General features: G+C 61.8%; 10 protein-coding genes. 9 read left to right on the top strand and 1 reads right to left on the bottom strand.

Annotation, left to right across the window (positions count from 1 at the left end; genetic code table 11):
- Positions 1–3: 3 nt before the first annotated feature.
- From KW838_RS00085 to KW838_RS00110, 6 genes are all read left to right on the top strand, one after another.
- Positions 4–654 carry an amino acid ABC transporter permease gene (locus KW838_RS00085; RefSeq protein ID WP_007997727.1) on the top strand — a complete coding sequence of 217 codons (651 nt, stop codon included), beginning with the start codon at positions 4–6 and terminating at the stop codon, positions 652–654.
- Entirely contained in the window at positions 647–1,369 is a 723-nt protein-coding gene (locus KW838_RS00090) for an amino acid ABC transporter ATP-binding protein (protein WP_047530195.1), read from the top strand. The genes KW838_RS00085 and KW838_RS00090 overlap by 8 nt, the downstream gene beginning before the upstream one ends.
- Positions 1,370–1,486: 117 nt before the next feature.
- Complete coding sequence (locus KW838_RS00095) at positions 1,487–2,551, top strand: proline racemase family protein (RefSeq protein ID WP_218499960.1); 1,065 nt, start codon at positions 1,487–1,489, stop codon at positions 2,549–2,551.
- A gap of 89 nt (positions 2,552–2,640) precedes the next feature.
- Positions 2,641–3,558: a dihydrodipicolinate synthase family protein gene (locus KW838_RS00100; RefSeq protein ID WP_102701650.1), complete on the top strand. Its 918-nt coding sequence runs from the start codon at positions 2,641–2,643 to the stop codon at positions 3,556–3,558.
- A 72-nt stretch (positions 3,559–3,630) separates the two neighbouring features.
- Positions 3,631–5,025, top strand: a complete 1,395-nt coding sequence (gene abaF, locus KW838_RS00105; protein WP_218499961.1) for a fosfomycin efflux MFS transporter AbaF — start codon at positions 3,631–3,633, stop codon at positions 5,023–5,025.
- Between the two features lie 140 nt (positions 5,026–5,165).
- Complete coding sequence (locus KW838_RS00110) at positions 5,166–6,746, top strand: aldehyde dehydrogenase (NADP(+)) (RefSeq protein ID WP_218499962.1); 1,581 nt, start codon at positions 5,166–5,168, stop codon at positions 6,744–6,746.
- A gap of 125 nt (positions 6,747–6,871) precedes the next feature.
- Here KW838_RS00110 and KW838_RS00115 read toward each other — a convergent pair whose 3' ends face one another.
- Entirely contained in the window at positions 6,872–7,879 is a 1,008-nt protein-coding gene (locus KW838_RS00115; RefSeq protein ID WP_218499963.1) for an Ldh family oxidoreductase, read from the bottom strand.
- A 459-nt stretch (positions 7,880–8,338) separates the two neighbouring features.
- On the opposite strand from KW838_RS00115, the gene mexE reads away from it, so the two are divergent.
- From mexE to KW838_RS00130, 3 genes are read left to right on the top strand one after another with little or no spacing between them, the layout of a single operon-like run.
- Entirely contained in the window at positions 8,339–9,592 is a 1,254-nt protein-coding gene (gene mexE / locus KW838_RS00120; protein ID WP_218499964.1) for a multidrug efflux RND transporter periplasmic adaptor subunit MexE, read from the top strand.
- Between the two features lie 12 nt (positions 9,593–9,604).
- Complete coding sequence (locus KW838_RS00125; protein ID WP_102701655.1) at positions 9,605–12,784, top strand: efflux RND transporter permease subunit; 3,180 nt, start codon at positions 9,605–9,607, stop codon at positions 12,782–12,784.
- Positions 12,784–14,205 (top strand): efflux transporter outer membrane subunit, encoded by a 1,422-nt coding sequence (locus tag KW838_RS00130; RefSeq protein ID WP_041474859.1) that lies wholly within the window; start codon positions 12,784–12,786, stop codon positions 14,203–14,205. Before KW838_RS00125 ends, KW838_RS00130 begins: the two co-directional genes overlap by 1 nt.
- The last annotated feature ends 118 nt before the right edge of the window (positions 14,206–14,323 follow it).

The following is a 14,323-nucleotide window of genomic DNA, read 5'->3' on the forward strand; positions in this document are numbered from 1 at the left end:
TCCATGTTTTCCACCGATTTTTCCTCGAATGACCTGATGTTCCTGCTCAACGGTGCGTGGGTCACGATGCAACTGACGTTCTGGTCGATCATTCTCGGCTCCTTGGCCGGGTTGTTCTTCGGCCTGCTGCGGGCCTTGTTGCCACGGGCCAGCCAGCCGCTGGCCTGGGTGCTGGACGTGTTTCGCAGCGTGCCGTTGCTGATCCAGTTCGTATTGTTCAACTCACTCAAAAGCATCATCGGCCTGAACATCAGCGCCTTCAGCGTCGGCTGCATTGTGTTGGGGGTTTACGCTGCGGCGTACTTCACCGAGATCGTGCGTGCCGGCGTGCTGGCGGTGCCGTTCACCGTGCGCCGGGCCAGCCGTTCGCTGGGGCTGAGCTTCTTGCAGGACTTGCGCTGGATCGTCCTGCCGATGGCCACTCGGGTAGCGTTCCCCGGCTGGCTGAACCTGGTGCTCGGTGTAATGAAAGACACCGCCCTGGTGATGTGGATCGGCATCGTCGAACTGCTGCGCGCCTCGCAAACCATCGTCACCCGCATCCAGGAACCGTTGCTGGTGCTGTGCATCGCGGGCCTTATCTACTACGTCATGAGCCTGGTGGTCGCACGCCTGGGCGCTCGTCTGGAAAGAAGGTGGCAAGAAAATGATTGAGATCGACAACGTACATAAATCCTTCGGCAACCTCGAAGTGGTCAAGGGCGTCAACCTGACGGTGAACAAGGGCGAAGTGGTGTCGATCATCGGCGGCTCCGGCTCCGGCAAATCGACCTTGCTGATGTGCATCAACGGCCTGGAACCGATCCAGAAAGGCAACATCCGCGTTGACGGCGTCGAGGTCCATCACAGCGCCACCGACCTCAATCGCCTGCGGCAGAAGATTGGCATTGTGTTCCAGCAATGGAATGCCTTCCCGCACCTGACGGTGCTGGAAAACGTCATGCTCGCTCCGCGCAAAGTGCTGGGCAAAAGCAAGGCTGAGGCTGAAGAGCTAGCGGTGAAGCAACTGACCCACGTCGGCCTGGGCGACAAGCTCAAGACTTTCCCCGGCAAGCTGTCCGGTGGACAGCAACAACGCATGGCCATCGCCCGCGCCCTGGCGATGTCACCGGACTACATGCTGTTTGACGAAGCCACCTCGGCCCTCGACCCCCAGTTGGTCGGTGAAGTGCTGGACACCATGCGCATGCTCGCCGAAGACGGCATGACCATGGTGTTGGTGACCCACGAAATCCGCTTTGCCCGGGACGTGTCCGACCGTGTGGCGTTCTTCCGCAATGGCCTGGTGCATGAGATTGGTTCGCCGGATCAGGTGATTGGCAATCCGGTGCATGCGGAGACTGCGGCGTTTCTGAAATCGGTGAAATAGCGACTGGCCTCATCGCGAGCAAGCTCGCTCCCACACTGATTTTGTGTACACCATCAAACCCTGTGGGAGCGGGCTTGCTCGCGAAGGGGCCCTAACAGATAAAACAAGGATCAAGTCATGCGTTCATCAAAAGTCATTCATGTAGTCAGCTGCCACGCCGAAGGCGAAGTCGGCGACGTGATCGTCGGCGGTGTCGCCCCGCCGCCCGGCGCCACCGTGTGGGAACAGTCGCGCTGGATCGCCCGGGACGAAACCCTGCGCAACTTCGTCCTCAACGAACCCCGCGGCGGCGTGTTCCGCCACGTCAACCTGCTGGTCCCGGCCAAGGACCCACGGGCGCAGATGGCCTGGATCATCATGGAACCGGCGGACACCCCGCCGATGTCCGGCTCCAACTCGTTGTGCGTCGCCACCGTATTGCTCGACAGCGGCATCCTGCCCATGACCGAGCCGCAAACCCGCCTGGTGCTGGAAGCGCCCGGCGGCCTGATCGAAGCCGTGGCCGACTGCCGCGATGGCAAGGTGCAGCGGGTGGAAGTGAAAAACGTGCCGTCCTTCGCTGATCGCCTGGATGCCTGGATTGAAGTCGAAGGCATCGGCTCGCTGAAGGTTGACACCGCTTACGGTGGCGACAGTTTTGTGATTGCCGATGCCAAGGGCCTGGGTTTCTCCATCCGCCCGGATGAAGCGGCCGATCTGGTCGCGGTCGGGCTGAAAATCACTCGGGCGGCCAACGAACAACTGGGCTTCGTGCATCCGCTGAATCCCGAGTGGTCGCACATTTCCTTCTGCCAGATCGCCGCGCCCATCATCCATGAGAACGGCATCGCCACCGGCGCCAATGCGGTGGTGATTCAGCCGGGCAAGATCGACCGCTCCCCCACCGGCACGGGTTGCTCGGCGCGCATGGCGGTGTTGCAAGCCAAAGGCTTGATGCAGGTTGGCGAGCGCTTTGTCGGCCGTTCGATTATCGGCTCGGAGTTCCACTGCCGCATTGATTCGCTGACCGAAGTCGCCGGCCGCGCCGCGATTTACCCGTGCATTTCCGGCCGGGCGTGGATCACCGGCACCCATCAATTGCTGCTCGACCCAAGCGATCCGTGGCCACAAGGCTATCGCCTGTCCGACACCTGGCCCGGCGCCGATCACGCAATCCCTGCCCCCCAGACCAACGGCCAGTAAAAACCCCTGAAAAACCAAAAAAAGCACTAGCCGAGCATTGTCATTTTAAATATCGTATACGAAATACAATTAACGAACCGGAGGTAACAATGAGCAAGCGCATTAACTGGAGTGGCGTCTTCCCAGCGGTGACCACTCAATTCAACGATGACTTCTCCATCAACCTGGAAAAAACCCATCAGGTGATTTCCAACGTGATCCGCGACGGCGTGTCTGGCCTGGTGGTCTGCGGCTCGGTGGGTGAAAACACCTCGCTGAGCGCCGAAGAGAAAATCGCCGTGACTGAAGTCGCTGTCGATGCCGCCCGCGGTCGGGTACCGGTGATTTGCGGCGTGGCCGAGTTCACCAGCCTACAAGCGGCCAAGGTCGCCAATGCCGTACGCCGGGTCGGCGTCGATGGCGTGATGCTGATGCCGGCGCTGGTCTACGGTTCCAAGCCGTTCGAAACCGCCGAGCATTACCGCTACGTGGCGAAAAACGCCGACGTGCCGCTGATGGTCTACAACAACCCGCCTATCTATAAGAACGACGTCACCCCGGACATCCTGATTTCCCTGGCCGACTGCGACAACGTGGTGTGCTTCAAGGATTCTTCCGGCGACACCCGCCGCTTCATCGACGTGCGCAACGAAGTCGGTGACCGTTTCGTGTTGTTCGCCGGCCTCGACGACGTGGTGCTGGAAAGCATCGCCGTGGGTGCCGAAGGTTGGGTTTCGGGCATGTCCAACGTGTTTCCGAAAGAAGGCGAAACCATCTTCCGCCTGGCCAAGGCCGGTCGTTTCGCCGAAGCCATGCCGATCTACGAATGGCTGATGCCGATCCTGCACCTCGATGCCCGTGCCGACCTGGTGCAGTGCATCAAGCTGTGTGAAGCCATTGCCGGTCGCGGCAGCGCCTTGACCCGTCCGCCACGCCTGGCCCTGCCGGAAGCCGACCGCGTATTCGTCGAGCAGATCATGGCCAAGGCGTTGGCCAACCGCCCGGAACTGCCGGACGTCGGTCTCTGAGTGATTGCCGGGCGGGCCTTTACCGGCCCCGCCCGGCTGCCCGTTTTTTGCGTCTCAACAAGGTACGTCAGCATGTCGAATCCTCAACACACGCAAAGCGCAACCACACCCTCGGGACTCAAACGCGTGGTGGCTGCCGCCATGGCTGGCACCGTCGCCGAATGGTATGAATTCTTTCTCTACGGCACCGCCTCGGCATTGGTTTTTGGCAAGCTGTTCTTCCGCCAGACCGACAGCCCCATCGACGGCATCATTGCCGCCTTCGCCTTGTACGCGGTCGGCTTTCTCGCCCGGCCGTTAGGCGGCTTGGTGTTCGGTCACTACGGTGACAAATTCGGCCGCAAACGCCTGCTGCAACTGAGCCTGGTAGTGGTCGGCATCACCACCTTCCTGATGGGTTGCCTGCCTGGTTTCGACCAGATCGGTTACGCAGCACCGGTGCTACTGGTGCTGTTGCGGCTGATCCAGGGCTTCGCTTTCGGTGGCGAATGGGGCGGCGCGATTCTGCTGGTGTCCGAACACTGCCCGGACAATCGTCGGGGCTTCTGGGCCAGTTGGCCGCAAGCCGGGGTGCCGGCCGGCAACCTGGTGGCCACGCTCGCCCTGCTGCTGTTGTCGTCGAACCTGTCAGAGCAACAGTTCCTTGCCTGGGGCTGGCGCGTGGCGTTCTGGTTCTCGGCGGTGGTCGTGTTGATCGGTTACTGGATTCGCACCAGCGTCGATGACGCGCCGATCTTCAAGGAAGCCCAGGCCCGTCATGCCCAGACCAAACAGCAGCAGCTCGGTGTGGTGGAAGTGCTGCGCCATCACTGGCGTTCGGTGCTGGTGGGAATCGGTGCACGCTTTGCCGAGAACATCCTCTACTACACCGTAGTGACGTTCTCGATTACCTATCTGAAACTGGTGGTGCACAAGGACACTTCGCAAATTCTGCTGCTGATGTTTGGCGCGCACCTGGTGCACTTTTTCCTGATTCCCCTGATGGGCTATCTGTCGGACATCATCGGGCGCAAGCCGGTGTACCTGACCGGCGCGGTGCTCACAGCGTTCTGGGGTTTCATCGGTTTCCCGATGATGGACACCGGCAACAACTGGCTGATCATGGCCGCCATCACCCTGGGCCTGGCTATCGAGTCGATGACTTATGCGCCTTACTCGGCGCTGATGGCTGAACTGTTCCCGACCCACGTACGCTACACCGCGCTGTCCCTGTGCTACCAGGTGGCGCCGATCTTCGCCGGTTCCCTGGCACCGCTGATCGCCATCACCTTGCTCAACAAGTACCAAAGCTCGACTCCGATCGCCTGGTATCTGGTGGGCGCCGCGCTGATTTCCGTGGTGGCTGTCGGCCTGACCCGCGAGACCCGTGGCAAGTCATTGCGCCAGGTGGATGCGGAGTCGGCGGCGCGGGTTGCGGCGCTGGACCCAGCCCCGACTAGCCCACGCCGGGCCGATTCTCTGGCGTAGGAGCGAGCTTGCTCGCGATGGACGTCAACGATAACGCGGGGAACCTGATACCCCGCGGCGTCTTTGATTTCATCGCGAGCAAGCTCGCTCCCACAGAGGTTTTGTGTTGCTACCCCATTTTTTCGACAGGAGCTTTTTTGATGTCTGAGATCCTTGGCCACAACTATATCGGCGGAGCGCGCAGCGCCGCTGGCGGCATCATTCTGAACAGCCATGACGCCAGCACCGGCGAAGCACTGCCCTACTCTTTCATGCAAGCCACCGCGCAAGAAGTCGACGCGGCCGCCCAGGCCGCTGCGGCCGCCTATCCAGACTTTCGTAATTTGCCGGCGACGCGCCGGGCGCAATTCCTTGAAGCCATCGCCGCGCAACTGGATGCCCTGGATGACGAGTTCATTGCCCTGGTGACACGCGAGACCGCCCTTCCCAGCGCCCGGATTCAGGGCGAGCGCAGCCGCACCAGCGGCCAGATGCGTCTGTTCGCTCAAGTCCTGCGTCGGGGCGATTTCTACAGCGCGCGCATCGACCGTGCCCTGCCGGAGCGTCAGCCGCTGCCACGGGTTGACCTGCGCCAGTACCGGATCGGCGTCGGCCCGGTGGCAGTGTTCGGCGCCAGCAATTTTCCGTTGGCCTTTTCGACGGCTGGCGGCGATACCGCAGCGGCCCTGGCCGCCGGTTGCCCGGTGGTGTTCAAGGCCCACAGCGGGCACATGGCAACCGCCGAATGCGTGGCCAATGCGATCCTGCGCGCCGCCGAGCAGACCGACATGCCCAAGGGTGTGTTCAACATGATCTACGGCGCGGGTGTCGGTGAAGCGCTGGTCAAGCACCCGGCGATTCAGGCCGTCGGTTTCACCGGCTCGCTCAAAGGTGGCCGTGCCCTTTGCGACATGGCCGCTGCACGGCAACAACCCATCCCGGTGTTCGCCGAGATGAGCAGCATCAACCCAGTGTTGGTATTGCCCGAAGCCTTGCGCGCGCGGGGCGAGAAAATCGCTGGTGAGCTGGTGGCATCGGTGGTCCAGGGTTGCGGGCAGTTCTGCACCAATCCGGGGTTGGTCATTGGTATTCGGACCCCTGAATGGACGGCGTTCACTGCGCGATTAAGCAACCTGATGGCCGAACAACCAGCGCAAACCATGCTCAATGCTGGCACCCTCGGCAGCTATGAAAAAGGGGTGCGGGCCTTGCTCGAGCATCCGGGCGTGACGCACCTGGCGGGCCACGACCAGCAGGGCAATCAGGCGCGGCCGCAACTGTTCAAGGCCGACGTCAGCCTGCTGCTCAATGGGGATCCGCTGCTACAGGAAGAAGTGTTCGGGCCGACCACCATTGTCGTTGAAGTGGCGGACAAGGTTGAGCTGCGGCAGGCGTTGAACGGATTGCACGGGCAACTGACCGCGACATTGATTGGCGAAGCATCGGATCTTCAGACCCATGGGGACGTGCTGATACTGCTGGAACAAAAAGTCGGCCGGGTACTGTTCAACGGTTACCCCACCGGGGTCGAAGTCTGCGATGCCATGGTCCATGGCGGGCCTTACCCTGCAACCTCCGACGCCCGTGGCACGTCGGTTGGCAGCCTGGCCATCGAGCGATTCCTGCGGCCGGTGTGCTACCAGAACTGCCCGGACGCCTTGCTACCCGACGCCTTGAAAAATGCCAACCCACTGGGGATTGCACGACTGGTGGATGGCAGCAGCCAACGCGAGCCGGTTTAACAACACGACCTCCTGTGGGAGCGAGCCTGCTCGCGATAGCGGTGTGTCAGTCGACGAAAATGTTGAGTCTGATGCCCTCATCGCGAGCAAGCTCGCTCCCACAGGAGTGGGCGCACCCATTCCATTCAAGCCAGCAGTGCTTTCAGGTCGTTGTACAGCGCCTCGGGAATTTGCACGCCTTCCACCAGGCTGCGAGCCCTCGCCGCGTATCGTCGCTGCGACGGCAAGCGTGCGCCCTGCCCTTCAATGCCCTGGAACAACGTTTCGGCCCGGGCCAAATGCTCTTGAGTGGCGTCCCCCAGAAAGCGCCGAGGGTCCAGGGCGATGATCAACTCCCCATGGTACGGCGACGACTTGCTGCCCCCGTCGTAAGCCAACGACTCGGCACTGGTCAGGTCACCGATCAGCGGCCCGGCAATCAACTCCACCATGGCCGCCAGCGCCGACCCCTTGTGCCCGCCAAACGTCAGCATCGCGCCGCTATCCAGCACCACGTTGGCGTCGGTGCTCGGCTGGCCTTGGGCGTCCACGCCCCAACCTTCGGGAATCGCCTTGCCGGCACGCCGGTGCAGTTCGATATCACCACGGGCAATCGCGCTGGTGGCGAAGTCGAACACAAACGGATCCTGCCCCGCACGCGGCCAACCGAAGGCAATGGGATTGGTGCCGAACACCGGCAGTCGTCCTCCAGCCGGCGCCACCCAGGCGTGGCTCGGATTACACGCCAGCGCCACCAGACCGGCGGCCGTCAGTTGCTCGATCTCCACCCACAGCGCCGAGAAATGTACACAGCGGTTGATTGCCAACGCCGCAATGCCGTTGGCCCGGGTTTTCTGCGCCAGCAACGGCAACCCCGCCTGAAACGCCAACTGCGAAAACCCACCGCCAGCATCCACCCGCACAATCGCCGGCGCCTGGTCGATCACCTGTGGCTGGGCATCGGCTGACACCTTGCCGGCCCGCAGGGAATTCACACACCCCAGAATCCGGTACAAACCGTGGGAGGCACAGCCATCACGTTCGCCAGCAATCACCGTCGCCGCCACCGCTTGTGCATGGGCCAGATTAAAACCGTTGTGCAACAAGATCGATTCAGCCAACTCACGGGCTTCGATCAGGGTCAGTCGGATCATGGTCATCTCCTTGGACAGACCGGTCAGGGTGGTCTATCCGAGGCGTCATGGCTTGATGGGTTTGGGCATTGGCGATGACGAAATTGGCACAGTGCAGGCCGTTGGCCCCCGTTGAACCAATGGCTGATGACGGGTCCCTGATCCTGTTGTGTAGAAGGCTGCTGGCCTCTTCGCGAGCAAGCCCGCTCCCACAGGGGGATCATGTACACCACAGAACCAGTGTGGGAGCGAGCTTGCTCGCGATGGCCGCAACACGGTTTCAAGTCTGACTATTGCATCCAATGCAACACACAATTGTCATCAATCCAATTGATCGCCGATTGATCAAAGGCGCAATCTAGAGGGCTGGCTCGGGTCTTATATCATTCCGAATGATAGTTACCTTCGCCCCATTCGATTCGTGAGATACAAACCCGCCGCGCATCATTCGCCAATCTCAACACATTGGCGGATGCATCCATGGAACAGTCATTCAAACATTTGCGCTTCCCGTTGGCTTTGTTGGCCGTCGTGGTGATCAGCGCTTGCGGCAAGGCCCCGGAAACCGCCGCCACGATGCCAGCAGCCAAGGTCAGCGTGGCCAAGGTGCTGGAACAACCGGTCAACGAGTGGGACGAATTCACCGGGCGCCTGGAAGCGCCGGAAACGGTCGAGATTCGTCCACGGGTCTCCGGCCAGATCGATGAAGTGGCGTTCACTGAAGGCGCCCTGGTCAAGAAAGGCGACCTGCTGTTCCAGATCGACCCGCGTCCGTTCCAGGCTGAGGTCCGCCGCCTCGAAGCCCTGGTTGCACAATCGCGTGCCAATGCCACCCGCAGCGAAAACGAAGCCCAGCGCGGTGAGCGCCTGCGCACCAGCAACGCCATTTCCGCCGAGCTGGCCGATTCGCGCACCAGCGCCGCCCAGGAAGCCCGCGCCGCCGTCGGTGCGCTTCAGGCACAGCTCGACCTGGCCAAGCTCAACCTGAGTTTCACCCGCGTCACCGCACCGATCAGCGGCCGTGTCAGCCGTGCGGAAATCACCGCCGGCAACCTGGTGACCGCCGACACCACGCCGCTGACCAGCGTGGTCTCGACCGACAAGGTCTACGCCTACTTCGACGCGGACGAACGTGTGTTCCTCAAGTACACCGAGCTTGCTCGCCAGGGCAAACGCGGCGCCACCACCCCGGTTTACATGGGCCTGTCCAACGAGGACGGCAACCCGCACCAGGGCGTGATGAACTTCGTCGACAACCAGGTCAACCCGAAGACCGGCACCATCCGTGGCCGCGCCGTGTTCGACAACAGCGATGGCAGCTACACCCCGGGCCTGTATGCCCGCCTGAAACTGGTGGGCAGCGGCACCTACAGCGCCATGCTGATCAACGATGAAGCGGTGGGTACCGACCTGGGCAAGAAGTTCGTGATCGTGTTGGACGGCGACAACAAGACCGCCTACCGCGCGGTGGAACTGGGGCCGAAGATCGAAGGCTTGCGCATCGTGCGCAACGGCCTGAACAAGGACGACACCATCATCGTCAAGGGTTTGCAACGGGTACGTCCCGGCTCATCGGTCACCCCTGAAGTGATTCCGATGGCCAGCGAACAGACCCTCGCGGCACTCGCACAACAACGCCAAGCGCTGGAAGCCAGCAACATGCCCCAAGTCGCGCCTGCCAAGGTTGCGCCGGGCACGGTTGTGAAACTGGCTGCCACGACCCCACGCGGTTAAGGGATTTTTACGATGAATTTTTCCCAATTCTTCATTTCGCGGCCGATCTTTGCAGCGGTTCTATCGCTGCTGATCCTGATCGCCGGTGCGATCTCGCTGTTCCAGTTGCCGATCAGCGAATACCCGGAAGTCGTGCCGCCGACCGTGGTGGTGCGCGCCAACTTCCCGGGTGCCAACCCCAAGGTCATCGGTGAAACCGTGGCCGCTCCCCTGGAGCAGGCCATCACCGGCGTCGAGAACATGCTGTACATGTCCTCGCAGTCGACCGCCGACGGCAAGATCACCCTGACCATCACCTTTGCCCTGGGTACCGACCTGGACAACGCGCAGGTACAGGTGCAGAACCGCGTGACCCGGACCGAGCCGAAACTCCCCGAGGAAGTGACGCGCATCGGTATCACCGTGGACAAGGCATCGCCCGACCTGACCATGGTGGTGCACTTGACCTCGCCGGACAAACGCTACGACATGCTCTATCTGTCCAACTACGCGATCCTCAACATCAAGGATGAGCTGGCGCGGCTGGGCGGTGTCGGTGACGTGCAACTGTTCGGCATGGGCGACTACTCGCTGCGGGTCTGGCTCGACCCGAACAAGACCGCTTCGCGCAACCTGACCGCCACTGACGTGGTCACCGCCATTCGTGAGCAGAACCGCCAGGTGGCCGCCGGTGCCTTGGGCGCTCCCCCTGCCCCGAATGCCCAAAGCTTCCAGCTGTCGGTCAACACTCAGGGCCGCCTGGTCAGTGAGGAAGAGTTCGAGAACATCATCATTCGCTCTGGCGACAACGGTGAAATCACTCGCCTCAAGGACATCGCTCGCGTCGAGCTGGGTTCCAGCCAGTACGCCCTGCGTTCGCTGCTGAACAATCAGCCGGCGGTGGCGATCCCGATCTTCCAGCGCCCTGGCTCCAACGCCATCGAGATCTCCAACGAAGTCCGGGCGAAAATGGCCGAGCTGAAGAAGAGCTTCCCCGAAGGCATGGATTTCAGCATCGTCTATGACCCGACGATCTTCGTGCGCGGCTCCATCGAGGCGGTGGTGCACACCCTCTTCGAAGCACTGATCCTCGTGGTACTGGTGGTGATCCTGTTCCTGCAGACCTGGCGCGCCTCGATCATTCCGCTGGTGGCGGTGCCGGTTTCGCTGATCGGTACCTTTGCCGTGATGCACCTGTTCGGCTTCTCGCTCAACGCCCTGTCACTGTTCGGCCTGGTACTGGCCATCGGTATCGTGGTCGACGACGCCATCGTGGTGGTGGAGAACGTCGAGCGGAACATCGAGCTCGGGTTGACCCCGATTGAAGCCACCAAGCGCGCCATGCGTGAAGTGACCGGCCCGATCATTGCCACGGCGCTGGTGCTGTGTGCGGTGTTCGTTCCGGCGGCGTTCATCTCCGGCCTGACCGGGCAGTTCTACAAGCAGTTCGCCCTGACCATTGCGATTTCCACGGTGATCTCGGCCTTCAACTCCCTGACCCTGTCGCCGGCACTGGCTGCTGTGTTGCTCAAGGGCCATGACGCACCGAAAGACCGCTTCTCCAGGGTGCTGGACAAGATGTTTGGCGGCTGGTTGTTCCGTCCGTTCAACCGTTTCTTTGAAAAGGCCAGCCATGGTTATGTCGGCACCGTTGCCCGTGTGATCCGCTCAAGCGGCATCGCCCTGCTGCTGTACGCCGGCCTGATGGTCCTGACCTTCTTCGGTTTCTCCAGCACCCCGACCGGTTTCGTACCCGGCCAGGACAAGCAGTACCTGGTGGCCTTCGCGCAATTGCCGGATGCCTCGAGCCTGGACCGTACCGAAGACGTGATCAAGCGCATGTCCGACCTGGCCCTGAAACAGCCTGGCGTGGAAAGCGCGGTGGCCTTCCCTGGCCTGTCGATCAACGGTTTCACCAACAGCCCGAACGCCGGCATCGTGTTCGTGACCCTCAAACCGTTCGACGAACGTAAAGACCCGAGCATGTCCGCCGGTGCGATTGCCGGGGCCTTGAACGGCCAGTACGCGAACATCCAGGAAGCCTACATGGCGATCTTCCCGCCGCCGCCGGTGCAAGGTCTGGGCACTATTGGTGGTTTCCGCCTACAGATCGAAGACCGGGGCAACCTGGGCTATGAAGAGCTGTACAAGGAAACCATGAACATCATCGCCAAGAGCCATAGCGTGCCGGAACTGGCCGGCCTGTTCACCAGCTACACGGTCAACGTGCCGCAGGTCGATGCCGCCATCGACCGGGAAAAGGCCAAGACCCACGGCGTGGCCGTCAGCGACATCTTCGACACCCTGCAGATCTACCTGGGTTCGCTGTATGCCAACGACTTCAACCGCTTCGGGCGCACTTATCAGGTCAACGTTCAGGCTGAGCAACAGTTCCGCCTCGAATCCGACCAGATCGGCCAACTGAAAGTGCGTAACAACAAAGGCGAGATGATCCCGCTGGCGACCTTCATCAAGGTCAGCGACACCTCGGGCCCGGACCGCGTGATGCACTACAACGGCTTCATCACCGCTGAAATCAACGGTGCGGCAGCCCCCGGCTACAGCTCCGGCCAGGCCGAAAAAGCCATCGAGAAACTGCTCAAGGAGGAACTGCCCAACGGCATGACCTACGAATGGACCGACCTGACCTACCAGCAGATTCTGTCCGGCAACACCGCGTTGTTCGTGTTCCCGCTCTGCGTCCTGCTGGCGTTCCTGGTACTGGCGGCCCAGTACGAAAGCTGGAGCCTGCCACTGGCGGTGATCCTGATCGTACCGATGACCCTGCTGTCGGCCATCACCGGTGTGATCGCCTCCGGTGGTGACAACAACATCTTCACCCAGATCGGTCTGATCGTACTGGTGGGCCTGGCGTGCAAGAACGCGATCCTGATCGTCGAGTTCGCCAAGGACAAACAGCTGGAGGGCCTCAACCCGCTGGCCGCGGTACTGGAAGCTTGCCGTCTGCGTCTGCGGCCGATCCTGATGACCTCCTTCGCGTTCATCATGGGTGTTGTGCCGTTGGTGTTCTCCAGCGGTGCCGGTGCCGAAATGCGTCACGCCATGGGTGTGGCGGTGTTCTCCGGGATGCTCGGGGTGACCTTCTTCGGTCTGTTGCTGACGCCAGTGTTCTACGTATTGATTCGTAACTTTGTCGAGCGTGGCCAAGCGCGCAAAGCCGCCAAGGTCGCCCTGAAGCTGGAGTCGCACTGATGAGTTTGAAAGCCTTCCTGCCGAGCCTGCTGGTCCTGGCCTTGAGTGCCTGTGCCGTGGGTCCGGATTACCAGACGCCCAACACCGAGGCGGCCAACATCACGGCCGCCACCGATGGCGCCGCCGGCCAGAAGAACTTTGACCGTTCGCGTTTCGAAGGCATCTGGTGGCAGCAGTTCGAAGACCCGACCCTCAACCAGTTGGTGACGCAATCGCTCAAGGGCAACCGTGATTTGCGCGTCGCTTTTGCCCGCTGGAAAGCCGCACGGGCGATCCGCGATGACATCAGCAACGACAACTTGCCGGTCGTCACCAGCCGTGTCAGCAGTGACTTGGGCAAGGGCCAGATTCCTGGCCAGACCACCGACCGGGTCAACAGCGAACGCTACGACCTGGGCCTGGACATGGCCTGGGAGATCGACCTGTTTGGCCGTATCCAGCGCAACCTGGAATCGGCGAATGCCGAGCAACAGTCGCTTGAAGCCGATCTGTACCAGCTGCAGGTGAGCATGATTGCCGAACTGGTGGATGCCTACGGTCAACTGCGCGGCGCGCAACTGCGGGAAAAGATCGCCCTGGCCAACCTGGAGAACCAGCAGGAGTCGCGCAAGATCACCATCAACCTGCGTGATGCCGGCGTCGGCGATCAACTCGATGTGGAACGTGCCGATGCCCGACTGGCGTCGGTCGAAGCCAGCGTGCCGCAATTGCAGGCCGAGCAGGTTCGGGAAAAGAACCGTATCGCCACGCTGCTGGGCGAGCGTCCGGACAAGTTGACCGTGGACTTGAGCCCGAAAGACTTGCCGGCGATTGCCAAGGCTTTGCCGATCGGGAATCCGGGGGAACTGCTGCAACGTCGCCCGGACATTCGCAGTGCCGAGCGCCAGTTGGCGTCGGCCACGGCGCGGATCGGCGTAGCCAAGGCCGACCTGTTCCCGCAAGTCAGCCTCAGCGGCTTCCTTGGTTTCACCGCCGGGCGTGGTTCGCAAATCGGTTCCTCGGCGGCCAACGCCTGGGCGCTGGGCCCGAGCATCACCTGGGCGGCGTTCGACCTGGGCAGCGTGCGCGCCCGTTTGCGCGCCGCCGATGCCGATGCCGAAGGCGCCCTGGCGACTTACGAGCAGCAAGTGTTGCTGGCGCTGGAAGAATCGGAAAACGCTTTCAGCGACTACGGCAAGCGCCAACAGCGCCTGATTTCGCTGATTCGCCAGAGCGAGTCCAGCCGTTCCGCTGCCGATCTCGCCGAGATTCGCTACCGCGAAGGCACGGCGGATTTCCTGGTTCTGCTCGACGCCCAGCGTGAACGCCTGGCGGCCGAAGACACCCAGGCCCAGGCTGAAGTCGATTTGTATCGCGGCATCGTCGCGATCTACAAGGCCCTCGGTGGCGGCTGGCAGCCCGAGACGGTCGCCAGCAATTAACCCGATGCTTTGAAGCGCTCCTTTGGTTGGCCGCAACCAACCAATTCCTTTGCCCTGCGTCTCATTCGGTCGCGGGGCTTTTTTTGCCTTTTCAACGGTAATGTAGATCCCTTGTGGG

This window comes from Pseudomonas sp. PDM27 (assembly GCF_019219205.1).
In the GTDB taxonomy this organism is placed as follows: domain Bacteria; phylum Pseudomonadota; class Gammaproteobacteria; order Pseudomonadales; family Pseudomonadaceae; genus Aquipseudomonas; species Aquipseudomonas laurylsulfatiphila.